Origin of the sequence: Methylophaga sp. UBA3603 (genome assembly GCF_002375335.1) — a bacterium.
In the GTDB taxonomy this organism is placed as follows: domain Bacteria; phylum Pseudomonadota; class Gammaproteobacteria; order Nitrosococcales; family Methylophagaceae; genus Methylophaga.
On the sequence record NZ_DFMC01000009.1, the window covers coordinates 668,782 to 695,297 of the forward strand.

The window sequence follows — 26,516 nt, forward strand, 5'->3', positions numbered from 1 at the left end:
GAAATGACTTATGTAGAACAACTACATCGCATCATTTCCGCCTTGTAGGACGAAAAAATAGCCGCCAGCAGTGGTGGATATGAAAGATAAACAAGCCCTAGTCAAACGATAAAAATCAAAACTAAAACAGCAAATCACTGGGATTTTCCAGCATTTGCTGTCAGTCTAGGGTTTTGCTCGCTTTGCAAAGATGCGTTAGATAAACAGCCTTCATTTGAAAAATGATTTTTGAATAAGGCTCAAAATAAAAAATTACCTATTTAAAGGGGAGAGAGAATGTCGGATAAGCAGCAATTAGCTACTGCTCGTGAACATGCATTGGCACTGGAAAAGGTTGTCAATAATGTGGTGATTGGTCAGCAACAGGCGATTCGTTTGATCTTGATCGCACTGCATGCTCGCGGCCACGTATTGCTTGAAGGCGGGGTCGGGGTGGGGAAAACTACCTTGTTACGGGCTTTCTCAAAAGCATTAGGTGGTGCATTTGGCCGTATCGAAGGTAGTGTGGACTTAATGCCTAACGATCTGCTTTACAGTGCCTGGGTTAATGCTGATGGTAAACCGGTCATCGAACCTGGTCCGTTGATTGCCAAAGGCGAAGAAACCGCGGTGTTTTTCTTTAATGAAATTAACCGTGCCCGTCCCCAGGTTCAATCACTGCTGCTCAGAGCGATGGCCGAGCGAAGTGCTGAAGCGTTTGGTAAAGAGTATCGTTTTCCGCATATGATCGTATTTGCTGATCGTAATGCCGTGGAAAAAGAGGAAACCTTTGAACTTAGTGCGGCAGCGCGAGATCGTTTCCTGTTCGAGATTAATATCAGTCGACCACTTGAAGATGAACAGCGTCGTAAATTGATTTTTGATCCGGCATTTCATGATGTAGATGAATTGCTGAGTTCAATAGGTGACCCACTGCTGAACTATCGTGATTTGAATGCTCTGGATCGGGATATTCAGAATAGCGTCTATGTTTCTCCGGAAATTGAAAACTATGTCGTACGTCTGTGGGATGCCAGCTGGGAACCTCATAAACTCGGTATTACCTTACCCGATGTCTACGTAGAGGATCTGGTCGTTGCCGGCGCCAGTGTTCGTGGTATGTCGGCGATGGTTCGTGCGGCCAAGGTTTGTGCCTGGCTGGAAGGGCGTGACCATGTCATGCCTGACGATATTCATTATGTATTACTGCCATCATTGACCCATCGTGTATTCCTGTCGCCGGTCTATGATGGCCGTCGTGAGCAGTTGATGCCGCAGTTTGTACAGGCGTTACGCGACCATATCGCTACGCCGTAAGCAGGCCTCATCATGAAGCCTATTCAACCTCAGGAATTTAGCTACCGCTTTCCAGATAAGGTTTTCGGACATGTGCCAGGTGCACACAACGGAACTGCAATGGGAAGTGGTGATCGTTTTGCCGGTTTTGCCGACTTGTTTGATTACCCCGACCCACGGCGTCTGGATGTGCGTGCCAGTTTACGCACTAATATTGCCGATTCCGCTTTAGGTAATCAGGAACGCTGGCTGGTTCGCCGTTATCAGCAACGCTCTTCTATTACCTTATGGCTACTTGCCGACCTAAGCCGATCGATGTCGGTTTCAAGTGTCAGTAATGAACGGGTGGCTCGTCTGGCCCATATGATTGCTCACAGCTCTATTGGCTTTGGCGATCGGTTTGCCATGGCTGGATTTGACGCCATGTGGCGTAAAGATGTTTCAGTGATGCCAACCAGACAGCGCAGTATGCCTGCTTTGGCCGCTGAAAAAATCATTCATGCAGCGCCACCTTCAGAGCCTGGCGCGGCAGGATTATTTGATGCTGCAGATTTGATTACCAGCCCTAAAGCCATGGTGTTTATTGCATCAGACTTTTGCTGTGATATTGACCTGGTGGATCGCACTTTACGCAAGTTGGCACATTACACGGTGATACCTATCGTCTGGCAACATGATGAAGTGGATCATCTGCCTTCACATGCCGGTTGGACTGAAACCAGGGATTCTGAGACCGGAAAACGTCATAGCGTATGGATTCGGCCGGGTATCAAAAAACGTTGGCAGCAGCAATTGGATGAACATTTTGAGAAATTGACGGCCTGTTTTATGCGCTATCGCGTTAAGCCGCTTTTTGTCTCTGGAGAGGTCACCCCACAACAATTGACCCAGTATTTCTCCGCCATGAAAAAATCATAGGAATGCACATAATGCGCCGTTGGATCCTCATTATCAGTTTTATTTTCAGTAGTCAGCTCATGGCTCAGGATGTGATCATTAACATTGATCGCAGTTGGGGCCTTTTGATTGGTGATATTGTAACGACCAGCATTGTTCTGCCGGTAAGTGTCAGCGATATTGATGCAGACAGTTTGCCGCAATTGAACAAACGACATGGGCCTTGGCTTAATCTGCAGCAGATATCAAGTAATAATAATGTGCTTGAGCTGCAGTATCAGTTGGTTAATGTACCTGCTGAAACACGCACATTACAGACTCCCACCTATACCCTCAGAACCAATGCGGGTGAATTGCTGGATATTCCGTCAGCTGAATTTTCTGCCGGATCTTTTTTGAATGCCACTGAAGAAAATGCGATGGAAATTCCGTTACGTGGTGATCAGCGTTTACTTCCTGCAGACTTTGCTTCGCTGCAAAAACAACTAACATATGCCATTGCCGTCGCTTTGATTACGGCACTTATATGGCTGGTCTGGCATATTGGCTTACGCCCGGGCAAACGTCTGCCGTTTGCTAGAGCGGTATTTTCAATGAACAAATTACGCTGGTTTGGACATAAAGACGTGGATGCTGCCACACGCGTTATGCATCATGCATTTAATGACAGTGCCGGCACGGTGGTGATTTACAGTCAGATTCAGCAATTGTGGGATGCCTGTCCGTGGTTAGCTGATTTACAGCCAGAGATCACAAGGTTTTATCAGCAATCAGCATCACACTATTTCAGCCGGGAACCTCAGCAGAATGCGGATTTTGACAGTTTGATTAAACTGGCTCGTGCCTGCCGGGCGAGGGAGAAAATGGCATGATGCTGTTTGGGCTCGAATGGGCTTTCCCCCTTGTATTTTTGTTATTACCGATGGTGTTATTACCATGGTTTAATAACAATCTGGATAAAACGGTGGCCTGGACAGCGCTAGTACCACACGATCCGTTATCCCGAACCATTAGCCTGACGTTGAAAGTGTTGTCTTCCGTGGTTATTGCTGCTTTATTGCTCGCTGTTGCCAGCCCGGCTATACCGGAACGAACCGTGGAGAGGTTTGGTGAGGGAGCTGAGATTGTATTACTGCTGGATCGTAGTCGTAGTATGGACGATGCGTTTGCTGTGACCACTCAGGCTGCTAATTATTCTGTTGCAGGCGACAATTCCAAACGTCGGGTTGCACGAACCTATCTGACTGAGTTTGTAAAAAAACGTCCCGATGATCGGTTTGGTTTTGTTTTCTTCAGTACGAATTCGATCAATCTGTTACCACTGACCTATAGTAAAGAAGCTATTCTCAATACGATTGAAGCAAATTCTTTAGGTAAGGGCTTATCCGATACCAACCTGGCTGATGCGTTAATGAATTCGGCTTTAATGTTTGAGGATCAGCCCTATCGTGGTTCGCGAATTGTTTTACTGGTCTCTGATGGTGGTCAGTTAATGACCGATGAAGCCATGGAATTAATCACCAAACGTTACAAGGAGATGAATCTTAGTATTTACTGGATTTATCTCAAAGCCAGACAAGGCATGACGCTGGAACCGTCGGAAAATGACAATATTCTCTATACCGATCTGCCCGAGCGTAAAGTTCATGAGTTCTTTAAAAGTATTGGCATTCCTTATCGGGCATTTGAAGCTGGATCATTGGAAGAGTTTGCTGCGGCGATGGATGAAATTGACGAACAGCAATATCAGACCTTGATTGTCGAAGAGCTGGTGCCGCACGAACCCAAGGCAGACTGGTTTTTATGGTTAGCGTTGCTTGCCATGCTGCCGTTGGCAAGTTCACATCTATATAGTTACTGGGGAGTTCGAAAAGCACATGAGTAACACATTAAAATTATTACGCTGGGTGTTGCTGTCGATTTTTGTTATCAGCATTGGTGTGATGTTGTTATCAAGTTGGCAGTTATGGCAGCAAAAAAGAGTTGAAGCTTTTGTCATTGCTCCCGAACAATATGAAACGATTCCGGAGCATCCTCGGGCACATTTTGCACAAGGCAGCTATCTGGTTGAACAAAACGAGAACGATGCAGCTTTAGAGCAATACACCTTGGTTCTTGGCAGCCAGCAAACAGAGTTGTTACCTGCTGCCTATTTCAATCGTGGCAACATCAATTTACGTGAAGCGATAGCAATGGATGGCAATGATCCGCAAATGATTCCACTGGTTGAATTAGCTAAACAGGATTATCGCAGTGCTCTGAAACAACAGCCGGATTTCTGGGATGCGCGCTTTAATCTTGAGGTAGCACTGCGTTTAGTGCCAGAAGATCCTGAAGTAGATGGTAATTTTAAAAAGCAGGAGATCTACAGCGAGCGCAGTATTGAAACCAAGGCATTCAAGGTTGATTTACCATGAGGCTGAGTTATCCTAAACGTATATTTTTAACAGCTCTGGTCATGCTGATCAGTCTGTTAATGATTATGGCGGCTCTATGGTTACCTCCGGTGGATCGCGAAATAGAGGTGATGGACAGTCTATTTGTCATTGATATAACCGACAGTATGAACGTGGAAGATGTTAGCTTTGGCAGTGAAACCATTACTCGACTGGACTGGGCCAAGGAATATACCCGTCAGTCAATTTTGAGTATGCCATGTGGTTCTCATGCCGGCCTGGCAATTTTCAGTGAAGCTCGCAGCCTGATTCTGATGACGCCCGTTGAAGTCTGTGCCAATTATCATGATCTGATGCAGATGCTGTCTCAATTTCATCCAACGATGGCGTGGGCTCGTTCCAGTGAAGTATCCAAAGCGCTCTATACAGCGATTCGTCAGGCTAAAGAAATTACCCCACAGCCAACGGTTGTATTTTTAACTGATGGTCATGAAGCGCCACCGGTTCATGAAACACTTTTTCCCAAATTCACTGACACACCAGGCGAAGTACCTGGAGTGATCGTCGGTATTGGGGGGAGTGATCTGGTGCCTATTCCAAAAACCAATGAGTTTGGTGAAATAGAGGGATATTGGGAGATCAACGAGGTTATGCATAAAGATGTGTACGCATCAAGTCGAGGAGATGCGGCCGAGCTCAATAATAACCGTCCGCGGACAGAACATTTATCTTCGCAGAAGAAGTCTCATATGGAAACGGTCTCAAGACGGGTTGGCTTTGAGTTTATTTCTTCACCAACATCCCCACAGAAACTGATCAAAGAAATGCAGAAAATTTCTGACACCCGGCAGCAACCGGTCAAATATGATTTGTTTGTCTGGTTGGCATCAATCGCCTTAATTTTACTGCTTCTGGTATTTTTACCTTACAGTCTGTTCACCAAACAGCATGAGTAAGCTGGAGTTTACCTTTTTTATCAGGCGAAATGGAATTTCAATATTGAAACTTCTCTAACCTGTTTGATTGTCTGTAAAGCATGAGTTGGTCACATCCATATCTGCTTTATTTATTGCCACTGGTGCTGCTGCCGTGGGTAAGTCGTAATACTGAAAAGCAAATTGTCTGGGAATCATTATTACCTCACGATACTGTTTCCACAGTTATGGGTTATACACTGCGTGTAATGACATCGATTGTGATTGCTGCATTACTCATGGCGGTTGCAGAACCACATATCCCTGAACATACGGTGCAGCGCAGTGGTCAGGGAGCAGAAGTCATTATTTTGCTGGATCGCAGTCGCAGTATGGATCAGCCTTTTGCTCGCCGTCACACCTATCGTCTCTCCACTAAAATGAATTTCAAGGAAAGCAAGCGCAGTGTTGCCCGTTATTATTTGACCGAGTTTGTTTCCAGTCGTCCTGATGACCGTTTTGGCTATGTGTTTTTCAGTGAACAGGCAAGCGGAATTTTGCCATTAACCTACAGTAAGGAAACCACACTGGCCACTATTGAAGCAGGAGGGTTAGGCCGCGGATTGACCAAAACCGATATCTCTGTGGCATTAAAAAAAGCAGGTGAAATGTTTGATGGAGAAGTCTATCGGGGAGCGCGAATTGTGTTGTTGATTTCCGATGGAGGACAAATTTTATCCGCTGAGCAGGAACAACGGATTAGCCAGATATTACAGGACAATAATCTCAGTTTATATTGGATCTATCTGCGTTCCGTCAGTGGCATGACGCTTGACGAAATGCCCGGTGAAAGCGTGCTCTGGCAGGGAGCACCGGAAAGACATTTACATACTTTTTTCAAAAGCCTGTCGGTTCCTTATCAGGCTTTTGAGGCTGGTTCGCTCGATGAATTTGCAGCAGCCATGAAGAATATTGATCAACAGCATTATCAGACGTTACTAGTCGAACGCAAAATGCCGCGTGAATCACTGGCAGACTATTTCCTATGGGTAGCAATGGTGGGTTTGTTGCTGCTGACCGCATCACAGATATACACTTGGTTTGGTGTATCGCGGGCGTATCGTTCGACACGTCATTGACCAATAGCAGGTTGAATTTAAATCTAACCATGACAAATCTTTTTCTCGACATTTCTCTGTCTCAGCAGCGTTGCCAGCTAATAAGGGATGACAAGGTGCTGTTTTCTGCATCTGTTTCAACGGCTTTAAATGGACCCGGTGAACAGGAAGGTTCAGGATGCACTCCCAGAGGCTGGCATATAATCAGGGCATGTATTGGTGAGGGGCAACCGGTTAATACCGTGTTTCGTGGCAGACGGCCTACTGGTGAAATTTTTTCACCACTGCTGGCGAAACAATTTCCCGATAAAGACTGGATTTTAACGCGCATAATCTGGTTAAGCGGACTGGAACTTGGCAGGAATCGACTGGGAAATGTTGATACAATGCGTCGCTATATTTACATACATGGCACACCGGATAGCGAGCCAATGGGCATCGCTAAATCCCACGGTTGTATCCGCATGCACAATCAGGATTTGCTGACGTTGTTTGATCTGGTCAAACCCGGTTTGAAAGTCCTCATTCACGAATAAGGTAATTACATGACATTAGGCCCGTTGATGGTGGATCTGATCGGCGTAACGATCAGTGAGAAAGAAAGAGAAATTCTTCAACATCCATTGGTTGGCGGTGTCATCCTGTTCAGCCGTAATTATGAATCTCCGGAACAAATTGCTGCACTGACTTCTGAAATCCACGCAATACGTCAACCACATCTCATCATTGCTGTGGATCATGAAGGTGGACGGGTACAACGGTTTCGTGAAGGCTTCAGCCGGCTTCCACCTGTTGGCACGTTAGGCCAGCATTACATGCAACATCCTCAACAATCCCTTAAACAAGCCGAAGTAACCGGTTGGTTAATGGCGGCAGAACTTCGTGCCGTGGGAGTGGACTTCAGTTTTGCACCGGTTCTGGATCTGGATTACGGCATCAGTGAAGTGATTGGTGATCGTGCATTTCATCGGGATCCACAAGCGGTTACCAAACTGGCTGCTGCTTATATCAGCGGCATGAAACAGGCTTACATGGCAGCTGTTGGTAAACATTTTCCTGGTCATGGTGCCGTGGAAGTCGACTCGCATTCAGGTCTGCCGATCGATACACGCTATCTGGAAGATATGTGGCAGGCTGATATGCTGCCATTTAGGCAACTTTGCTCACAAACCTTGGCGGGCATCATGCCAGCACATATTGTTTATGAAAAATGCGACAGTTTGCCGGCTGGCTTTTCACCCTATTGGATCCAGGAAATTCTGCGTAAGCGTATGGGCTTCCAGGGTGCAGTAATCAGTGATGATCTGAGTATGGCAGGTGCTGCCATTATGGGAGATAGTACAGCTCGTGCAGAAGCTGCTTTAGCTGCGGGTTGTGACTTGTTGCTACTTTGCAATAACCCCTCAGAAGTTGAAAGTGTGCTGGATAACCTTAAATGTGATGCCGATCCGCTAAGACATATGCGTCTGGTTCGATTGCATGGTCGTCACCCGATTGACCGCGAGACGCTAATGGCTAGCGAGCAATGGAAACAGGCGGTTTATAGCGTTGCCAATTATGCTCCTGATACTGATCGGCAACTGGATCTTGCCTGATATTTTTTCGGTTGATTCTCCCTACACCGCCAGTCGGCAGTGTTATCATTTTGCTTTGAATTAAAAAACTGTCTAATGACCTCGCAATTCGTACACCTGCATTTACACACTGATTATTCTCTGGTTGACGGACTGGTCCGTATCAAACCGCTGGTCAAGGCAGCGGCTGCCTCTGGCATGCCTGCAATTGCCATTACCGATCAACATAACCTGTTTGCCGCCGTAAAACTTTACAGCGCTGCAATGCAAGCCGGGGTCAAACCTATTCTTGGTGCCGATATCCGGCTGCGGGACAGCAGTGACAGCAAAAAAAGCCTGCGTATGGTGTTGCTGTGCAGCACGATGAAGGGCTATCACAACTTGTCACGATTGATTTCAAGAGCCTATACAGAAGGACAGCATTTAGGTGTGCCAATGCTGGAACCTGAATGGCTTGATGGACAAACTGACGGGTTGATTTGTTTAAGTGGCGGGCGTGAAGGGTTGTTAGGCCGTGACTTGTTGGGCGGTCGACAAACAGAAGCTGAACAATTGGCCAGACAGTGGATGCAGTTGTTTCCAGATCGCTTTTATCTGGAGCTGGTGCGAACTGGCCGCGATGATGAAGAACGTTATATTCAACAGGCGTTGCAACTGGCCAGTGAGCTAGACTTGCCGGTGGTGGCGACCAACGATGTGCGCTTTTTAACTCCGGATCAGTTTGAAGCCCATGAAGCCAAGGTCTGTATTAATGAAGGCCGGTTGCTTGATGATCCGCGTCGCCCAAGAATGTACTCCGAACAGCAATATCTGCGTAGTCCGGAAGAAATGGTGCGTTTGTTTGCCGATATTCCGGAAGCCATCACCAACACGGTCGAAATCGCCAAACGCTGTAATGTTGAATTAACACTGGGCGAACATTATCTGCCGGATTTCCCGGTACCTGATGGCATGACACTGGCGGAATTCTTCTCCAAGGAATCATTTGAGGGGCTTGCTGAAAGATTACCGGTGTTGTTTCCGGATGAGGCAGAGCGTGAACAAAAGCGCCCTGAATATGAATCACGGCTGCAGATTGAACTCGACGTTATCAATGAAATGGGCTTTCCAGGTTACTTTCTAATCGTTGCCGACTTTATTCGCTGGGCCAAGAATAACGGGGTTCCGGTAGGACCTGGACGGGGTTCCGGTGCAGGCTCTCTGGTAGCCTATGCTTTAAAAATTACCGATATAGATCCGCTGCAATACGATCTGCTGTTTGAACGGTTTTTGAATCCGGAGCGTGTATCACTGCCTGACTTTGACGTCGACTTTTGCATGGATGGCCGGGATCGCGTTATCGATTATGTGTCCCGGCATTATGGTCGGGATCATGTCTCGCAGATCATTACTTTCGGCACCATGGCCGCCAAAGCGGTATTGCGCGATGTCGGCCGTGTTTTGGGTCATCCTTATGGCATGGTCGATCAACTGGCCAAGCTGGTGCCGTTTGAACTGAAAATGACTCTGAGCAAGGCGCTGGAACAAGAGCCTCAGCTTAAAGAACGTTACGACAAGGAAGAAGACGTTCGCACGCTGATTGATTTGGCATTGCAGCTGGAAGGTCTGACCCGAAACGTCGGTAAACATGCCGGTGGCGTGGTCATCGCACCGAAAAAACTGACTGATTACACACCGTTATATTGTGAACAGAATGGCGCTGGTCTGGTGTCGCAATATGATAAAGACGACGTTGAAAGTGTCGGTCTGGTTAAATTTGACTTTCTGGGCCTGAAAACCCTGACTGTTATTGACTGGGCGGTTAAAAATGTAAAAGCGATGTTGTCAGCTGACGAGGCGGACAAGATTGATATCACCTTGCTGCCGCTGGATGACAAACCCAGTTACGACTTATTAAAACGGTGTGAAACCACTGCGGTATTCCAGTTGGAATCGCGCGGTATGAAAGAGCTTATCAAGCGACTGCAGCCGGATAATTTTGAAGATATTATCGCTTTGGTGGCATTGTTCCGACCCGGGCCGTTGCAATCGGGCATGGTCGATGACTTTGTTAATCGTAAACATGGCCGGGCCAAAGTCGATTATCCGCATCCCGATCTCGAACCCGTTCTGAAACCTACCTATGGGGTAATCGTTTATCAGGAACAGGTTATGCAAATCGCCCAGGTTCTGGCCGGTTATAGTCTGGGGGAAGCCGATATGCTGCGCCGGGCGATGGGTAAGAAAAAGCCCGAAGAAATGGCCAAGCAACGACAGATTTTCCTGGAAGGTGCTAAAAATCGTGGCATTGAGGAAAACACTGCAGGACCGATTTTCGATTTGATGGAAAAGTTTGCTGAGTACGGTTTTAACAAATCGCATTCAGCTGCTTATGCATTGGTTGCCTATCAAACGGCCTGGCTGAAAGCCCATTATCCAGCAGCGTTTATGGCGGCAGTATTATCAGCGGATATGGACAACACGGATAAAGTTGTCGGCCTGATTGATGAATGCCGGGATATGAATCTGACGGTATTACCGCCTGATGTTAATTTCAGCAAAATCCAGTTTACCGTAGAAAATGAAACCACTATCCGTTACGGCATGGGCGCCATCAAAGGGGTAGGTGAATCGGCACTGGCAGGTATTGTTTCAGAACGCGAGCAGGGCGAAGCATTTACCTCATTATTTGATTTCTGTCGTCGGGTTGAGCTGAAAAAAATCAACCGCCGAGTGATGGAATCTTTAGTTAAAGCGGGTGCATTTGATTCACTTGGCGGACATCGAGCCAGTCTGGAATCCAGCCTCAGCCGGGCGATGCAGATTGCAGAGCAGCATCGGCGTGATGCCGCCAGTGGGCAGAATGATTTGTTTGGCCTGGCTGAACCATCTCATGCCGATCAACCGCAAACTGATTTGCTGGAAGATGTGCCGGAATGGCAGGAAGAGCAGTTATTACGTGCTGAGAAAGAAACACTGGGGTTATATTTAAGCGGACACCCGATCGATCGTTATGCTGCCGAGCTGGCCCAATTTATTCCAAAAAAAATCAGTGAGCTGGATGCGCCTGAATCCAAAGGCTATCAACGTAATGAAATTCCATTACTGACTGCTGGTTTGATTGTGGCCATTCGTACGATGAAATCCAAAAACGGCAGCCGTATGGCGTTTATTACTCTGGATGACCAGACAGCCCGCCTGGAAGTGCGGGTTTTTGGCGATGTCTATGAGCAATATCAAAATGTTATACAACCGGATAAATTGGTGGTGATTCAGGGCAAGATTGGCCAGGATAATTTCAGTGGCGGTCTCGCTGGTACGGCAGAGTCAGTTTATGATTTACAGAAAGCCCGTGAATTATTTGGTAAGTCAGTCCAATTGACGGTGAAGCAGCAAGGTGAGGATGCACAATGGATTTCGCAGATGCAAGCTGTGATGTCACCATTTTGTGGTGGTGTAATTCCAGTGGAACTCAAGTATGTTAATCAGGATGCTGAAGTAGTGATCCGACTGGGGCATGACTGGCAAATCACTCCATCGGATACCCTGTTGAAAGAGCTGGCAGATTTACCAATTAGTGAAACTGTGACGGTGCGCTATTAAGCGACTTAATCCGCTTTGTTGGCTGATGTCAATCGTGTACGATTAATGCAACTCAAACGTTTATTCTAAGGATTGCTGACGTGGAAATGATGCCTTACCTGAAACTGATGGCTGATAAGGAAGCCTCAGATTTGTTTTTTTGTACTGCGACCGAACCGCAAGTCAAAATTCAAGGGGTGATACGCCCCGTTGGCAGTAAAAAAATGCTGACAGGTGAAGTCAAAGAGCTCGCCTATTCATTAATGGATCAGCAACAGATTGCTGAATTTGAACAAAATCTGGAAATGAATTTTGCCGTTCCAGTCCATGGCGTTGGCCGGTTCCGGGTCAATATCTTCCGGCAGCGGGGCGAAGTCTCCATGGTTATTCGCTATATTCGCACCCATATTCCAAATTTTGAAGAAATGAGTTTGCCACCGGTACTGGGTAATGTGGTGATGGAAAAACGTGGTTTGATTCTAGTTGTCGGTGCCACCGGCAGTGGTAAGTCCACTACGTTGGCCGCAATGATTGGTCATCGAAATCGAAATTCCGGATCACATATTCTGACCATTGAAGATCCACTGGAATTTGTGCATTCCCATCAGCGATCAATTGTGCAACAGCGCGAAGTCGGTATTGATACTCTTTCTTACGAAAATGCATTAAAAAATGCCTTGCGTGAAGCACCCGATGTCATTCTGATTGGTGAGATCCGCGACATGGACACCATGAAGCACGCTATCAATTACTCTGAAACCGGTCATCTGTGTTTAGCGACCTTGCACGCTAATAATGCAAATCAGGCGCTGGATCGGATCATTAACTTTTTCCCGGAAATGATGCATCGTCAGATCCTGATGGATCTGTCACTGAATTTGCGTGCCATCATCTCGCAGCGTTTATTACCTTCGGTGCAGGATGGCAATCTGGTGCCGGCGGTGGAGGTCATGCTCAGCTCGCCATATATCGCTGAATTGATTAATAAAGGTCAGATCGGTGCGATCAAGGATGCGATGAAAGAAAGTAGTGAACCGGGGACGATTACCTTTGACCAGGCGTTGTTGACACTGTATCGGCAAGGCAAGATTTCTCAGGAGGATGCATTGCGTAATGCCGATTCACGTAATGACCTCAGTCTGGAAATCCGTATGGGGGCAACCCATGATGACAGCGATGCAGAAGACGAATTAATCCTCAGCTGAGCGTAACGATAGGGTTTGCTGATCTTTCATAGTCGTCAGCAGTGGTAGATATGAAAGATCAACAAGCCCTAGTGCGTGTATAATCGAACTATTTTGATTCGAAGGTAATTTTGTAATGCAGTTGAATTTCCTTGACTACGAGCAGCCTATTGCCGAGCTGGAAGCTAAAATCGACGAACTTCGCTACATGAGCAATGACAGCGATCTGAATATCACCGAAGAAATTCAGAAGCTTAAGGAAAAAAGTGAATCGCTTACGCGCTCGATTTTTTCCGGATTGACGCCATGGCAAGTCACCCAAATGGCTCGCCATCCGCAGCGACCTTATACGTTCGATTACATCAAATATCTGATCACTGACTTCGAAGAATTGCATGGTGATCGCGCCTACGCCGATGACCAGGCATTAATTACCGGAATGGGCCGTTTCAACGGCCAGCCGGTGATTGTTATTGGTCATCAGAAAGGCCGTGATACCAAAGAAAAAGTGGCTCGTAATTTCGGTATGCCACGCCCAGAAGGCTATCGTAAAGCGTTACGGGTGATGAAACTGGCCGAACGCTTTGGTATGCCAGTATTGACCTTTATTGATACGCCAGGTGCATATCCCGGTATCGGTGCTGAAGAGCGCGGTCAGAGTGAAGCCATTGCTCGAAATCTGTTTGAAATGGCTAAATTAAAAACCCCCATCATCAGCACCGTTATCGGTGAGGGTGGCTCAGGCGGTGCGCTGGCAATCGGTGTTGCAGATCATTTAATGATGCTGCAATACAGTATTTATTCGGTTATTTCACCGGAAGGCTGTGCCTCCATTCTTTGGAAGAGCGCTGAAAAAGCTTCTGATGCTGCCGCAACACTTGGCGTGACTTCAGATCGTCTGAAATCCCTGGGGTTAATCGATGAAATTGTCAAAGAACCCCTGGGTGGTGCGCATCGTGATCCTGAAGCACTGATGGCAAATATGAAAACAGCAATCAATACTAAAATTAAACAGTTACAGGCGATGCCGGTTGATGAACTGGTTAAACGCCGTCAACAACGTTTGCTTAATTATGGTGCCTTTGAAGGATAAACAGGCCCTGGTTTATACAAGTGTCTTTTGACACAGAATTAGTTATTCAGAAGATCCGCAAATATTGCGGATCTTCTACTTTATGGGTGGCCTACAGCGGTGGTATGGACTCCCATGTGCTGCTGCATTTTCTGGCAACACATCGTGAGCAGTTTCTCCAAAAAATACAGGTCGTGCATGTCGACCATCAGCTGCAATCTCAATCTGCCCGTTGGACTGAACACTGTCGACAGGTTGCTGCTTCATTACACATGCCTTTTCACTGCTTGAAAGTGACAGTTACAGATATTAATCAGTCAGGCCTTGAATCGGCCGCACGGACTGCGCGTTATCAAGCTATTCATCAACTGATTAACGATGATGGCATTTTGCTAACTGGACAACATTTGCAAGATCAGGCTGAAACCTTGATGCTGCAATTACTGCGAGGGGCTGGCACTCGTGGATTAGGAGCGATGAAAGTAATATCTCAATGGCAGAAAATGCAGATTGTTCGGCCATTGTTGACTATTTCCAGAGAAGCGTTATTTGAATACGCAACAACACATCAGTTGCAGTGGATTGAAGATCCCAGTAATCAAAATACCAAGATAAATCGTAACTTCCTACGTCATCAAATCTGGCCATTGTTACAACAACGTTGGCCTGCCTTAAACCGAAATCTGGCACGTTCAGCAAATAACCTGCAGGAAAGCCAAATTCTGTTGGATGAGATAGCGGAACAAGATTTAATTTCTGTTGAAGCTAATTCAATTAATGGCAGTTTAAACATTACCAAATTGCAGGCTTTGAGTGAGCCAAGGCAACGCAATGTGCTGCGATTTTTTATAAAACAGTTAAATATGGTGCTGCCGTCAAGCATAAATTTGCAACGGATTTTAATGGAAGTCTGTCAAGCCGCAGCAGATGGGCAGCCTCAGGTCAGTTGGAGCCAATACATTGCCAGACGGTATCAGAACACACTTTATATCAGTTGGTTAAGACAACATCCTTTACCGGCTTCATCCGTGAATCTGCTTTACGATCAACAGCCCATATTGTTGGATGCTGAGCATCAGTTAGTTTGGAAAGCTGCAAGGGGAGAAGGGATTCGTGCCGAATTGTTTCGCTCTGGTTTAGCATTAACGTTTCGTCAGGGTGGAGAAAAAATCCAGCTAGCTGGCAAGTCTCATCATCAATCATTAAAAAAGTTGTTCCAGGAATGGCAAATCCCGGTTTGGCAACGCGATTCAATTCCGTTGTTGTTTGCCAACCAGCAATTAGTCGCAATTGTTGGGTATGCCTGTGCAGAAACAGCCAAGCCTTTATCCGATGAAACTGGCTGGTTACCAGTGATTGAACAGACTTGATGGGGATATTTTGATTGAGCGACTCGGGCAATTCTGATACTTTATGACGATATTTTTGAGTGTGGCTATTCTGGCTGCACCGCTATTGCAAAAACTCTCCATAATATGACTAAATTTATATTTGTCACTGGTGGTGTTGTGTCGTCTCTCGGTAAGGGAATCGCGGCGGCTTCACTGGCAGCGATTCTAGAAGCTCGTGGCCTGAAGGTCACAATGATTAAACTCGATCCCTACATCAACGTTGATCCCGGAACAATGAGCCCACTGCAACATGGTGAGGTGTTTGTAACGGATGATGGTGCTGAAACCGATCTGGATTTAGGTCACTACGAGCGATTTATTGATGCCAATATGACCAGCCGCAATAACCATACGACTGGCCAAATCTATGAAAATGTTATCCGTAAAGAACGCCGGGGAGAATATCTTGGCAATACGGTGCAGGTCATTCCGCATATAACCGATGAAATCAAACGCTGTGTTTATGAAGGCGCTGGCGATGCCGATGTTGCACTGGTGGAAATCGGTGGAACGGTCGGCGATATTGAGTCATTACCGTTTTTGGAAACCATTCGTCAGATGGCCACTGAATTAGGCCGTGATCGTGCCTTGTTTATTCATCTGACATTGGTGCCCTATATTGCTTCTGCCGGTGAAATCAAAACCAAACCCACTCAGCATTCCGTAAAAGAACTGCGCACTATCGGTATTCAACCGGATGTTTTGCTGTGTCGTATGGATCGTCCCCTACCGGAATCCGAACGCCGCAAGATTTCATTGTTTACCAATGTGCCTGAAAAATCGGTTATCACCTGTATTGATGTAGACAGCATTTACAAGATACCAATGGAGTTACACAAACAAGGTCTTGATGACATTGTGGTGAAACAACTGGGACTTGATGCTAAACCGGCCGATCTGAGTCAGTGGCAGCAGGTTTATGAAAATCTCTCCAACCCGCAGGGTGAAGTCAATATAGCCATGGTCGGCAAATATATGGAGTTGACCGAAGCCTATAAATCCCTTTCCGAAGCCTTGGTTCATGCCGGTATTCATACCCGTACCAAGGTCAATGTGCATTATGTCGATTCTGAAATGATCGAGAAAAATGGCACCAACAGTATTGCCGATATGGATGCCATTCTGGTGCCTGGCGGCTTTGGAAAACGTGGTGTCGAAGGTATGATTTCAACCGCCCAGTTTGCCCGCGAAAACAATATCCCGTATCTGGGAATTTGTTTGGGGATGCAGGTGGCCGTCATCGAATATGCTCGTCATAAAGCAGGCCTGACACAGGCTTTCAGTACCGAGTTTGAACCTAATACGCCAGATCCTGTGATAGGTCTTATTACAGAATGGCAGAAAGAGGATGGCAGTGTAGAACAGCGTGATCATGATTCAGATCTGGGTGGCACCATGCGCTTGGGCGGTTATCCCTGTGTACTGAAACCAGGATCTCTGGCACAACAGATTTACGGTGCTGATGAAATCGTTGAGCGTCATCGTCATCGTTATGAGTTCAACAATAATTACAAACAGAAACTGGAAGATGCCGGATTACTGTTTTCTGGCATGTCAAAAGATAACTCACTGGCAGAAATGGTCGAGATTCCAGGCCATCCCTGGTTTGTGGCCTGTCAGTTCCATCCAGAGTTCACCTCCACTCCAAGACACGGACATCGATTATTTGAAGGTTTTATCAATGCTGCGGTGGCGAATCATAAAAAACGAGGACAGCAGTAATGCAATTATGTGGTCATGAAGTTGGTGGTAAACAACCGTTGTTTTTGATTGCCGGCACCTGTGTTATCGAAAGTGAACAAATGACCATGGATGTGGCTGGTCAGTTAAAAGAGATGACAGACAAACTGGGTATCCCTTTTATCTACAAATCCTCATTCGATAAAGCCAATCGTACTTCTACTAATACCTATCGCGGTCCTGGTCTTGAAGCGGGTATGGCGATTCTGGAAAAGGTTAAAAAAGAATTCGGCCTCCCTATTCTGACAGACGTTCATGAAGACACTCCGCTGGCAGAAGTTGCCAGTGTGGTCGATGTATTGCAAACCCCAGCTTTCTTATGTCGTCAGACCAATTTTATTATTAATGTTGCCAGCCAGGGATTACCGGTAAACATCAAAAAAGGTCAGTTTCTGGCGCCATGGGATATGCAGCATGTCGCGGATAAAGCCAAATCAACGGGTAACCAGCAGATCATGTTATGTGAACGTGGTACCTCATTTGGTTATAACACATTGATTTCAGATATGCGTGGTTTACCGACCATGCGTCATATGGATTGCCCGGTAGTATTCGATGCCACCCACTCAGTGCAGCAACCTGGTGGTCAGGGTGGCAAAAGCGGTGGCCAGAGACAGTTTGTACCTGTACTGGCACGTTCTGCAGTAGCGGCTGGCATTGCTGGCTTGTTCATGGAAACGCATCCGGATCCTGAAAAAGCCCTAAGTGATGGACCGAATTCCTGGCCACTGCATAAAATGCAGGCTTTACTGGAAACGCTGATTGCTATCGATAAAACAGTTAAACAACAAGACTTTATTGAAGACGCCTACCTGTAACAGGTGGCATGCCAGAACAGGGTTATTGTCTGGCAACTTCAACTATAGATGGAGACAATTATGAGTAAAATTATAGATGTTCGTGGCCGTGAGATCATTGATTCTCGTGGTAATCCTACGGTCGAAGCTGACGTTATTCTTGCCAGTGGTGCTATGGGAAGAGCAGCTGTACCTTCAGGTGCTTCAACTGGCGAACGTGAAGCGATTGAGTTACGCGATGGCGATAAGTCACGTTATCTGGGCAAAGGCGTAACCAAAGCTGTTGAAGCAATCAATACTGAGTTACGTGCGGCTGTTGTTGGAATGGATTGTCTCGATCAATCCAGCCTGGATGAAAAACTCATTGCCTGTGATGGTACTGATAATAAACAACGTCTTGGCGCCAACGCAATTCTGGCGGTTTCCATGGCGGCAGCAGTAGCCGGTGCGGATGAACAGGGTTTGCCTTTATATCGCTATCTTGGTGGAGATAAGGCGGTGACCTTGCCGGTACCGATGATGAACATTATCAATGGTGGATCACACGCTGATAATAGTGTTGATTTTCAGGAATTCATGATTGTGCCAGTCGGTGCCAAAAGCTTCAAAGAAGCCGTTCGTGCCGGAGCAGAAGTATTTCATCAGTTAAAAGCAGTTTTATTAGCCCAGGGTCTTAATACCGCTGTGGGCGATGAAGGTGGATTTGCCCCCGATCTGGCGTCAAATGAAGCCGCTATGGAACTGATTATGCAAGCCATCAAACAGGCCGGCTATGAGCCGGGCCGTGATGTCATGATCGCGCTGGATGTCGCCAGTTCCGAGTTTTATAAAGACGGTATGTATCGTCTGGAATCCGAACAGCGTAGTCTCACCGCGGCTGAATTAACCGATTTGCTGGAAAACTGGTGCAACAAGTATCCAATCATCAGCATTGAGGATGGCATGGATGAAAATGACTGGCAGGGATGGAAGTTGCTGACCGATCGTTTAGGGGATCGTATTCAATTGGTGGGTGATGATTTATTTGTTACCAACAGTGCGATTCTGCAGAAGGGCATTGAAGCCAAGGTGGCCAACGCGATCTTGATTAAGCTGAATCAAATTGGCACGTTGAGTGAAACACTTCATGCAATGAATATGGCCGCTGAAGCAGGCTATAAATCAATTGCATCCCATCGCAGTGGCGAGACTGAAGATACGTTTATTGCTGATTTGGCGGTGGGCACCCAATGTGGTCAAATCAAGACTGGCTCAATGTCGCGTTCAGACCGGGTAGCAAAATATAATCAGTTGCTGCGTATTGAAGCTGAACTGGGCGCTGCAGCAATTTATCCGGGGTTGCGGGCTTTCGCCTGTCAGTGAAGTTTGACGTATGAAAACAGTACTGATTGTGCTGACGTTAATTTTTGTCATGCTGCAATACAGATTGTGGTTGAGTCATGATGGCTTACCAGCTTTGTTAAGACTTCATCACACAGTTGAAAAACAGCGTATTGATAATGCAAAACTTGAAGAGCGTAATCAGGTACTGGCGGCAGAAGTTGCTGATCTTAAAAGCGGTTTGGATGCGTTGGAAGAGCGTGCTCGCAGTGAACTGGGTATGGTTAAGCCAGAAGAGACCTTTTTTCACATAATCGAACTTCCAGATGATGATGAACAATAAAGTCTGGGCGGTGGTGCCTGCTGCAGGGATCGGCAGCAGAATGCAGGCCGATCGCCCTAAGCAGTATCTACTACTGAATAATCAACCAGTAATTGTTCATAGTCTGCAACGGCTTATCAGTCATCCTGCAATTGAAGGGGTCGTTGTCGCGCTTTCAGCCAATGATCCCTACTGGCCTTCATTGAATCTGCCATCACACTGGCCCATCCATACAACACTGGGGGGTGAGCATCGGGCAGATTCAGTGAGCAATGCGTTGGAATTTTTAAAAAATCTTACCCGGCAGGATCCCTGGGTCCTGGTTCATGATGCAGCACGACCCTGCATTCGGCACAGTGATATTGATTCCATGTTGCAGCAATTAAGCGATGATCCGGTGGGCGGTATTTTAGGTGTGCCGCTAAGTGAGACGATCAAGCGTGTGAATACAGATAACACCATTGAAGCAACAGTAGATCGAACTGGATTATGGCGAGCATCCACTCCTCAGATGTTCCGTTTGAGAGGTTTGGCTGAGGCATTAACTCAAGCGAAACAAAGTAATATCAATGTTACAGATGAGGCCAGTGCAATGGAGTTTATGGGCTTAGTACCCAAAATGGTAGCTGGCCATGCTGACAATATCAAAATTACTCTGCCACAGGATCTGGCATTAGCAGCGCTCTTTTTACAACAACAGAATAATGGAGAAGCTGCGTGAGAATCGGCCACGGTTATGATGTACATCGGTTTGCTGAGAACTGTTCGTTAATTATAGGTGGCGTAAATATCCCTCATACGCATGGACTGGAGGCTCACTCCGATGGGGATGTGTTGATTCATGCAATATGTGATGCTTTGCTCGGCGCTGCAGGCTGGTGGGATATTGGCCACCATTTTCCAGATGATGATATGGCCTTCGCGGGAATTGATAGTCGGGTACTGTTGCGTCGTGTTTATGACGATTTGAAAGCGGCAGGCTGGCAGGTCAGCAATGTCGATTCTACAGTGGTAGCACAAGTCCCTAAATTAGCGCCGTATATCCCGCAAATGCGAGAATTGCTGGCCACTGACCTGCATATTGAGTCCTCAGCGATTAATATCAAAGCGACCACAACCGAAAAGCTGGGCTTTGTCGGCCGCCAGGAGGGCATAGCGGCTCATGCTGTGGCGCTTATCCAAAAGGTTGTATCTGTTTGAAACATTTTGATTATTTTTCCCTGCCACGCCATTCTGCCACTGCGTCAAGTTGTGGTGCCAAGTTACGTGAGAAAGCCGTTTATTTTGAAGTGGAGGAGCATCTGCCATTTTCGCCGGAGGGCGAAGGGTCGCATGTCTGGCTATATGTGCAGAAAACCGATACCAACACCGACTGGCTGGCCCAGGAAATTGCCCGTTTTGCCGGTGTATCACCCGTTGCAGTAGGTTACGCCGGGCTTAAAGATCGTCATGCAGTTACTTCACAATGGTTCAGTGTAAATTTACAGGGGTTGCCAGAACCGGATTGGCTGGCATTTGAAAATGAACAAATCAAAATTCTTAAAGCGGTTCGTCACAGCAAAAAATTAAAACGTGGGGCACTTGCCGGAAACCGTTTTCGTTTGCGATTAACCGACATTGTCGGTGACATGAATATCTGGGAGCAGAATCTGCAATTAATTGCGGAGCAGGGGGTACCTAATTATTTTGCCGAACAACGTTTCGGTCATCACGGTAATAATCTGAAAAAAGCAGAGCAATGGTTCACAGAAGGGACCGAGCCGAAAAAGCGTAATCAACGCAGTATTATTATTTCAGCAGCGCGTTCCTGGCTGTTCAATCTGGTGCTGGCCGAAAGAATCCGTCAAGGCAACTGGAATCAACTGTTGGCAGGTGACGTTATGTTGTTGGCTGGTACCAGAGCCAGTTATTTTGTCGCTGAGACCAAAGATGACGTACTTGAAAAGCGAATTAACGAAATGGACATCCATCCGACCGGACCACTCTGGGGTAAGGGGGAAGCTATCAGTAAGAATGATACGCTGGCTCTGGAACAGAGTGTATTAAAAGACTGGCAGGATTGGCAGCAGCAGCTGGAGAAACTGGGTTTATCGCAGGAACGTCGTGCGCTGAGATTGTTTCCACAGAATCTTAAATGGCAATTTATCAATGAAACCAGTTTACTGTTAGAGTTTGAATTGGGGCCGGGCAGTTATGCAACGGCTGTTTTGCGAGAACTGGCTGAAATTCAGGATATGTCGCAGAAAATTTCCGCAGTGTCACCGAGTCCTAGTGAATAGGATTCAGTGATCTCTGAAGGAGGCTGATATGAATCTCTCCATGATTAAGGTGTTATTGCTGTTTTTATTATGCCTGCCATTTTCTGTTCAGGCAGTAGATCGGTGGCAGGCGTCGAGTGGTAATAAACATACCGCGGTACTGGAATTATTTACTTCAGAAGGCTGTGGCCTTTGTCCACCTGCGGAACGCTGGTTATATCAACAGCAGCGGGCAGAGCTTGATTATATTGTTTTGGGCTTTCATGTGGATTATCTGAATGATAAGAAAGGCTGGGTAGATGCATTTGCCAAACCGGTATTTTCTGAACGCCAGAAACAATTGGCCCGACTGAACCGATATCAAACTATTTACACTCCGGAATTTGTGTTAAGTGGCGAGTCCCTGCCAAATTGGCGGGCGAATTTCGCTGAAGCAGTAAGTTTTCTCAATGAATTTGATGCTCAAGCACAGATTCGTTTAAGGGCTTATCTGATTAATGATCAGTTGATGATTGATAGCCGAAGCCTGGTAACGGGTGAGGAAAATCGTCAACACAGCAAACTGTACTTTGCTATTACGGAGGATGATGTCAGCAGTCTTGTCCTTGGTGGAGATAATGCCGGACAGACCTTTAATCATCAAAACCTGGTTCGTCGATGGTTGGGTCCATTTGAGCTTGATGATTCTGGTGAAACCTTTATTGAACATCAAGTGAAATTGTCACCTGAATGGCAGCAGGACAAACTGAAACTGGTGGCGATTGTTCAAAATTTATCCGATGGTTATATTTTGCAGGCCGTGGAATTACCCTTAACACAATAGAAGTTAGATGGATTATTTACCAATATTTATAGATTTAAAACAACGCCAGTGTCTGGTGGTTGGGGGGGGCGAAATTGCAGCTCGTAAAGCAGCACTATTGTTGAAAGCTCAGGCATCAGTAACCATTGTTGCCCCCGAGATTGCAGAGATGTCGCGCCAATTGCTGGAAGAGCCTGATTACAAGGGCAGGTTGCGTTGGGTCAATGATAGATTTGATTCAAGCTACCTGAATCAGCAAACGCTGGTGATCGCAGCGACCAATGATGAAAAAGTTAATCTTGAGGTCTATCAGGAAGCCAAAGCCAGAAATATTCTCACCAATGTGGCTGACCAACCCGATATGTGTGACTTTATTCTGCCTTCGGTTCTGGATCGATCACCGATTGTGGTGGCGATATCCAGTGGTGGTCAGTCACCTATTCTTGCCAGACAATTACGCGCAAGACTGGAAACACTGATTCCACCGGCTTACAGTAAACTGGGTTTACTGGTGGGGGAATATCGTGAGCGGGTGAAGGCAAAGTTCGGCCATATTAAACAGCGTCGTCGTTTCTGGGAGTCTGTTTTACAAGGCCCAGTCGCCGATCATGTATTGGCGGGACGTGATGAACTGGCCAGCAAAACCCTCGAAACCCTGATTGATGAAACCGCTGATAATGCTTTGCAACAAGGAGAAGTCTATCTGGTGGGAGCCGGCCCCGGTGATCCCGATTTACTAACCTTTAAAGCCTTACGATTGATGCAGCAGGCCGATGTGGTTTTTTACGATCGTCTGGTGAGCAAGGAAGTGCTGGCATTAGTACGTAAAGAAGCTGAAATGATTTATGTCGGAAAACAGCGAGCATGGCACAGCAAGCGTCAGGATGAAATAAATCTGCTATTACTGGAACACGCTCAGGCTGGCAAACGTGTTTTACGTTTGAAAGGTGGAGATCCGTTTATATTTGGTCGTGGTGGTGAGGAAATTGCCACGCTGGCTGAACAGAAAATTCCTTTTCAGGTCGTGCCGGGAATAACAGCGGCCTCCGGTGTTGCTTGCTACTCCGGTATTCCATTAACACATCGTGATTATTCACAAAGTTGTGTGTTTGTAACAGGCCAGTTAAAAGAAGGTGAGCTGGATTTGAATTGGCAGGCCTTAGTGCAGCCTCGCCAGACAGTGGTTGTTTATATGGGCCTCGCAGGGCTTGATATTCTTAGTCAGAAGCTACAACAGCACGGCATGAAAGCCGATATGCCTGCGGCACTGGTTCAGCAAGGCACAACAGAGAATCAAAAGGTTTGGACAAGTACTATTGCCGAGCTTCCTGAATTGGCAAAAAAACAACAACCTGTCGCACCAACGCTACTGATTATTGGTGAAGTTGTACAATTGCATAATCAACTATCCTGGTTTTCCTAATAAAATCAACAGATTAATATTCCCTTATTGTTTTAGGAATTTTTCCTAATTCTATGTGCGAAACGTCATGCTAGCATCGCCCTAAGCTTCATAGAAAGCGATATAAAAAAATTAATACAAATATTAAATCTGGGAGATTAAGATGGCGATTCCATTCCGACGGGGCCTCCTGCCTGCGTTGCTAGCTAGTGCATTAACTCCGGGACTCAGCTTAGCTGCAGAACCGGATCTTCAACTTGAAAATATCGAAGTTATCAGTCTCACACCATTACATGGGGTAGGACTGGAGGCAGATAAAATTCCAAGTCATGTTCAAACTGCAACTGACGAAGATATTGAGCGTAACCAAAGCTTGGATATTTCTGATTTTATGAATCAGACAATGGATAGTGTGAGTCTGAATGCCGCTCAAAATAATCCTTTCCAACCTGATTTGAAATTCCGTGGTTTCACCGCTTCTCCACTTGTCGGTAATTCTCAAGGAATATCGGTTTATCAGGATGGTGTTCGTATCAACGAACCTTTCGGCGATGCGGTGAACTTTGAATTATTGCCTAAATCGGCAATTGCCAGCATGAATATGATGTCAGGTTCAAATCCATTATTTGGTCTGAATACTCTGGGTGGTGCTTTATCGATTCAAACGAAAAACGGTTTTACCCATCCTGGTCATAGTCTGGAAGCTTACACCGGTTCATTTGGTCGTGATTCGGGCACTATTGAAACGGGGGGCAATGACGGCAATTTTGGTTATTTTGTGACCGGTTCCATTACCAAAGAAGATGGTTGGCGTGATTTTTCACCTTCCAGAGTTGAACAGTTCTTTTCCAACTTAAGCTATCGTAATGAAACCAGTAGTCTGGATTTTGGTATTACCGCTGTTGATAGTGATTTGAATGGTAACGGTGCTTCTCCAATTGAGTTAGTTGCTGACGATCGGGAAACTGTTTTCACCCATCCAGATAATACGCAAAATGAGTTGCGTATGTTCACTTTGAATGGATCACATTGGGTGAATGACAATGTCATGCTGTCTGCTAACACCTATTATCGTCGAAGTGATCGCAGCACGTTTAATGGTGATGGTTCTGAGTTAAGTGTAATTGGTGGGCAAATCGGCGAAGACGAGGATGGTGTTGAAGGTGTATTTGATGGTGATGACGAAATCATTAGTACAGATTCGCTCGGCTTTGCAGATGGTGATGATGTAGCCCTGAATAACACTAGTAAAACTGAACAAGATAGTTATGGTTTTGCTTTACAGTCAACCTTTTTGAATGATTTGTTCGATCGGGAAAATCAATTGATTGTTGGTGCTTCCTACGATACTTCAGATGTTAAATATTCATCCCAATCTGAAATAGCAGAATTTACTGATTCGCGTGGAACAGATGGAACGGGCTTCATTATTGATGAAACAGTAGTTGATGGTGATATTGAAACAGACACATTCAGTTTGTTTTTCACTAACACACATTCATTAACTGAACGTCTCGATTTAACTGTGGGTGGACGTTATAACTGGATTCAGATTGATATTTCTGGGACCAGCGAAGGTGGTGAACAGGATCTTAATGAGTCTGGTAATAAACATGTATTCAAACGCTTTAATCCTACAGTTGGTTTAACTTACGCGTTACAGGATAACTTGACTGTGTATGGGAACTATAGCGAATCTAATCGTGCTCCCACTGCATCTGAACTGACTTGTGCCGAACCAGAGTCACCTTGTGCTTACCCTAATGCTTTTTTAGCAGATCCTCCTCTGGATGATGTAGTCGCTAAAACAGTTGAGGCAGGTTTGCGTGGACAGCAAGAAATGTTTAATTGGTATAGCAACATTTATTACACTCAGCTAACGGATGATTTGTTCTTCTTCTCAGAAGATGAAGAAGTTTCTGAAGAAGTTAGTGGGCGTTTAGGTCTGGGTAACTTCAGAAATATTGACAAAACAGCACGTGCAGGGCTGGAAGTTGGACTGAATGGCCAATATCAACAACTGGCCTGGTTTAGTAATTACAGTTATGTTCGGGCGACCTTCGAAGATAATTTTGATTATTCCCGTAATGGCAATTTATTCAGCGTAAGTAAAGGCGACCGTCTGCCAAGTATTCCTGAACACAATATCAAGATCGGTGTTGATTATGCCTTTACACCGAAATTATCTCTTGGTGCGACAGCTTCATATCACTCCAGCCAATATTACCGTGGCGATGAGGCAAATGAAGATAAGAAAATCAGTGGTTATGGATTGGTTAATCTCCATGGTCGTTATAAGCTGAATAAAAATGTTCAGTTCTTTGCCAAAGTCGACAATTTGTTTGATAGTGAATACGAGAACTTTGGTTTGTACGGCGAACCTGATGAAGCGCCTGGTCTGGATTATGAAGATCCCCGCTTTGTTGGAGCAGGTGCACCGAGAGCCGGATGGATTGGTTTTAAAATTACTCTTTAATCCAATTGTTAAGCTAA

The 26,516-nt window shown here is 46.0% G+C and carries 23 protein-coding genes; all 23 read left to right on the forward strand.

Annotated features, from left to right (window positions below; genetic code table 11):
• Positions 1 to 276 precede the first annotated feature (276 nt).
• Entirely contained in the window at positions 277 to 1,296 is a 1,020-nt protein-coding gene (locus tag B4F66_RS10460; protein ID WP_292355944.1) for an AAA family ATPase, read from the forward strand.
• Positions 1,297 to 1,308: 12 nt separating this feature from the next.
• Positions 1,309 to 2,193: a DUF58 domain-containing protein gene (locus B4F66_RS10465; RefSeq protein ID WP_292355942.1), complete on the forward strand. Its 885-nt coding sequence runs from the start codon at positions 1,309 to 1,311 to the stop codon at positions 2,191 to 2,193.
• A gap of 11 nt (positions 2,194 to 2,204) precedes the next feature.
• Positions 2,205 to 3,044, forward strand: a complete 840-nt coding sequence (locus B4F66_RS10470; protein ID WP_292355940.1) for a hypothetical protein — start codon at positions 2,205 to 2,207, stop codon at positions 3,042 to 3,044.
• A complete protein-coding gene (locus B4F66_RS10475) occupies positions 3,041 to 4,057 on the forward strand; it encodes a VWA domain-containing protein (protein WP_292355938.1) in 1,017 nt (338 codons plus the stop codon). The genes B4F66_RS10470 and B4F66_RS10475 overlap by 4 nt, the downstream gene beginning before the upstream one ends.
• On the forward strand, positions 4,050 to 4,589 hold the full coding sequence (locus B4F66_RS10480; RefSeq protein WP_292355936.1) for an MxaK protein: 540 nt from the start codon (positions 4,050 to 4,052) through the stop codon (positions 4,587 to 4,589). The genes B4F66_RS10475 and B4F66_RS10480 overlap by 8 nt, the downstream gene beginning before the upstream one ends.
• A complete protein-coding gene (locus B4F66_RS10485) occupies positions 4,586 to 5,524 on the forward strand; it encodes a VWA domain-containing protein (protein WP_292403270.1) in 939 nt (312 codons plus the stop codon). Before B4F66_RS10480 ends, B4F66_RS10485 begins: the two co-directional genes overlap by 4 nt.
• An 80-nt stretch (positions 5,525 to 5,604) precedes the next feature.
• Positions 5,605 to 6,621 carry a vWA domain-containing protein gene (locus tag B4F66_RS10490; protein ID WP_292355932.1) on the forward strand — a complete coding sequence of 339 codons (1,017 nt, stop codon included), beginning with the start codon at positions 5,605 to 5,607 and terminating at the stop codon, positions 6,619 to 6,621.
• 29 nt (positions 6,622 to 6,650) lie between these two features.
• Entirely contained in the window at positions 6,651 to 7,136 is a 486-nt protein-coding gene (locus B4F66_RS10495; RefSeq protein ID WP_292355930.1) for a L,D-transpeptidase, read from the forward strand.
• A gap of 9 nt (positions 7,137 to 7,145) precedes the next feature.
• Positions 7,146 to 8,195: a beta-N-acetylhexosaminidase gene (gene nagZ, locus B4F66_RS10500; protein WP_292355928.1), complete on the forward strand. Its 1,050-nt coding sequence runs from the start codon at positions 7,146 to 7,148 to the stop codon at positions 8,193 to 8,195.
• 75 nt (positions 8,196 to 8,270) lie between these two features.
• Positions 8,271 to 11,756, forward strand: coding sequence for a DNA polymerase III subunit alpha (dnaE, locus tag B4F66_RS10505; protein ID WP_292355926.1), 3,486 nt, complete (start codon positions 8,271 to 8,273; stop codon positions 11,754 to 11,756).
• 80 nt (positions 11,757 to 11,836) lie between these two features.
• Positions 11,837 to 12,940, forward strand: a complete 1,104-nt coding sequence (locus B4F66_RS10510) for a PilT/PilU family type 4a pilus ATPase (RefSeq protein WP_463671362.1) — start codon at positions 11,837 to 11,839, stop codon at positions 12,938 to 12,940.
• A 115-nt stretch (positions 12,941 to 13,055) separates the two neighbouring features.
• Positions 13,056 to 14,012, forward strand: coding sequence for an acetyl-CoA carboxylase carboxyltransferase subunit alpha (locus B4F66_RS10515; protein ID WP_292355922.1), 957 nt, complete (start codon positions 13,056 to 13,058; stop codon positions 14,010 to 14,012).
• Between the two features lie 20 nt (positions 14,013 to 14,032).
• Positions 14,033 to 15,361, forward strand: a complete 1,329-nt coding sequence (gene tilS, locus B4F66_RS10520; RefSeq protein WP_292355920.1) for a tRNA lysidine(34) synthetase TilS — start codon at positions 14,033 to 14,035, stop codon at positions 15,359 to 15,361.
• Between the two features lie 105 nt (positions 15,362 to 15,466).
• Positions 15,467 to 17,104, forward strand: a complete 1,638-nt coding sequence (gene pyrG / locus B4F66_RS10525; protein WP_292355918.1) for a CTP synthase — start codon at positions 15,467 to 15,469, stop codon at positions 17,102 to 17,104.
• The gene (gene kdsA, locus B4F66_RS10530) at positions 17,104 to 17,940 is read left to right on the forward strand and encodes a 3-deoxy-8-phosphooctulonate synthase (protein WP_014706720.1); all 837 of its coding nucleotides are present in this window, start codon (positions 17,104 to 17,106) and stop codon (positions 17,938 to 17,940) included. Before pyrG ends, kdsA begins: the two co-directional genes overlap by 1 nt.
• 60 nt (positions 17,941 to 18,000) lie before the next feature.
• Positions 18,001 to 19,281, forward strand: a complete 1,281-nt coding sequence (gene eno, locus B4F66_RS10535) for a phosphopyruvate hydratase (RefSeq protein ID WP_292355915.1) — start codon at positions 18,001 to 18,003, stop codon at positions 19,279 to 19,281.
• 10 nt (positions 19,282 to 19,291) lie between these two features.
• Positions 19,292 to 19,582, forward strand: coding sequence for a cell division protein FtsB (gene ftsB / locus B4F66_RS10540; RefSeq protein ID WP_292355913.1), 291 nt, complete (start codon positions 19,292 to 19,294; stop codon positions 19,580 to 19,582).
• The gene (gene ispD / locus B4F66_RS10545) at positions 19,566 to 20,282 is read left to right on the forward strand and encodes a 2-C-methyl-D-erythritol 4-phosphate cytidylyltransferase (RefSeq protein ID WP_339639838.1); all 717 of its coding nucleotides are present in this window, start codon (positions 19,566 to 19,568) and stop codon (positions 20,280 to 20,282) included. Before ftsB ends, ispD begins: the two co-directional genes overlap by 17 nt.
• Complete coding sequence (ispF, locus tag B4F66_RS10550; protein ID WP_292355910.1) at positions 20,279 to 20,761, forward strand: 2-C-methyl-D-erythritol 2,4-cyclodiphosphate synthase; 483 nt, start codon at positions 20,279 to 20,281, stop codon at positions 20,759 to 20,761. Before ispD ends, ispF begins: the two co-directional genes overlap by 4 nt.
• Positions 20,758 to 21,840 (forward strand): tRNA pseudouridine(13) synthase TruD, encoded by a 1,083-nt coding sequence (gene truD, locus B4F66_RS10555; protein ID WP_292355908.1) that lies wholly within the window; start codon positions 20,758 to 20,760, stop codon positions 21,838 to 21,840. Before ispF ends, truD begins: the two co-directional genes overlap by 4 nt.
• Positions 21,841 to 21,868: 28 nt before the next feature.
• Positions 21,869 to 22,642: a DUF1223 domain-containing protein gene (locus B4F66_RS10560; protein ID WP_292355906.1), complete on the forward strand. Its 774-nt coding sequence runs from the start codon at positions 21,869 to 21,871 to the stop codon at positions 22,640 to 22,642.
• 7 nt (positions 22,643 to 22,649) lie between these two features.
• A complete protein-coding gene (gene cysG, locus B4F66_RS10565) occupies positions 22,650 to 24,044 on the forward strand; it encodes a siroheme synthase CysG (protein ID WP_292355904.1) in 1,395 nt (464 codons plus the stop codon).
• Positions 24,045 to 24,186: 142 nt separating this feature from the next.
• Positions 24,187 to 26,499: a TonB-dependent receptor gene (locus B4F66_RS10570; protein ID WP_292355901.1), complete on the forward strand. Its 2,313-nt coding sequence runs from the start codon at positions 24,187 to 24,189 to the stop codon at positions 26,497 to 26,499.
• Positions 26,500 to 26,516 lie beyond the last annotated feature (17 nt).

Coding starts and splice junctions, on each gene's coding strand:
- B4F66_RS10460 (WP_292355944.1), top strand. CDS start 277: ATGTCGGATAAGCAGCAATTAGCTACTGCTCGTGAACATGCATTGGCA.
- B4F66_RS10465 (WP_292355942.1), top strand. CDS start 1,309: ATGAAGCCTATTCAACCTCAGGAATTTAGCTACCGCTTTCCAGATAAG.
- B4F66_RS10470 (WP_292355940.1), top strand. CDS start 2,205: ATGCGCCGTTGGATCCTCATTATCAGTTTTATTTTCAGTAGTCAGCTC.
- B4F66_RS10475 (WP_292355938.1), top strand. CDS start 3,041: ATGATGCTGTTTGGGCTCGAATGGGCTTTCCCCCTTGTATTTTTGTTA.
- B4F66_RS10480 (WP_292355936.1), top strand. CDS start 4,050: ATGAGTAACACATTAAAATTATTACGCTGGGTGTTGCTGTCGATTTTT.
- B4F66_RS10485 (WP_292403270.1), top strand. CDS start 4,586: ATGAGGCTGAGTTATCCTAAACGTATATTTTTAACAGCTCTGGTCATG.
- B4F66_RS10490 (WP_292355932.1), top strand. CDS start 5,605: ATGAGTTGGTCACATCCATATCTGCTTTATTTATTGCCACTGGTGCTG.
- B4F66_RS10495 (WP_292355930.1), top strand. CDS start 6,651: ATGACAAATCTTTTTCTCGACATTTCTCTGTCTCAGCAGCGTTGCCAG.
- nagZ (WP_292355928.1), top strand. CDS start 7,146: ATGACATTAGGCCCGTTGATGGTGGATCTGATCGGCGTAACGATCAGT.
- dnaE (WP_292355926.1), top strand. CDS start 8,271: ATGACCTCGCAATTCGTACACCTGCATTTACACACTGATTATTCTCTG.
- B4F66_RS10515 (WP_292355922.1), top strand. CDS start 13,056: ATGCAGTTGAATTTCCTTGACTACGAGCAGCCTATTGCCGAGCTGGAA.
- pyrG (WP_292355918.1), top strand. CDS start 15,467: ATGACTAAATTTATATTTGTCACTGGTGGTGTTGTGTCGTCTCTCGGT.
- kdsA (WP_014706720.1), top strand. CDS start 17,104: ATGCAATTATGTGGTCATGAAGTTGGTGGTAAACAACCGTTGTTTTTG.
- eno (WP_292355915.1), top strand. CDS start 18,001: ATGAGTAAAATTATAGATGTTCGTGGCCGTGAGATCATTGATTCTCGT.
- ftsB (WP_292355913.1), top strand. CDS start 19,292: ATGAAAACAGTACTGATTGTGCTGACGTTAATTTTTGTCATGCTGCAA.
- ispD (WP_339639838.1), top strand. CDS start 19,566: ATGATGATGAACAATAAAGTCTGGGCGGTGGTGCCTGCTGCAGGGATC.
- B4F66_RS10560 (WP_292355906.1), top strand. CDS start 21,869: ATGAATCTCTCCATGATTAAGGTGTTATTGCTGTTTTTATTATGCCTG.
- cysG (WP_292355904.1), top strand. CDS start 22,650: ATGGATTATTTACCAATATTTATAGATTTAAAACAACGCCAGTGTCTG.
- B4F66_RS10570 (WP_292355901.1), top strand. CDS start 24,187: ATGGCGATTCCATTCCGACGGGGCCTCCTGCCTGCGTTGCTAGCTAGT.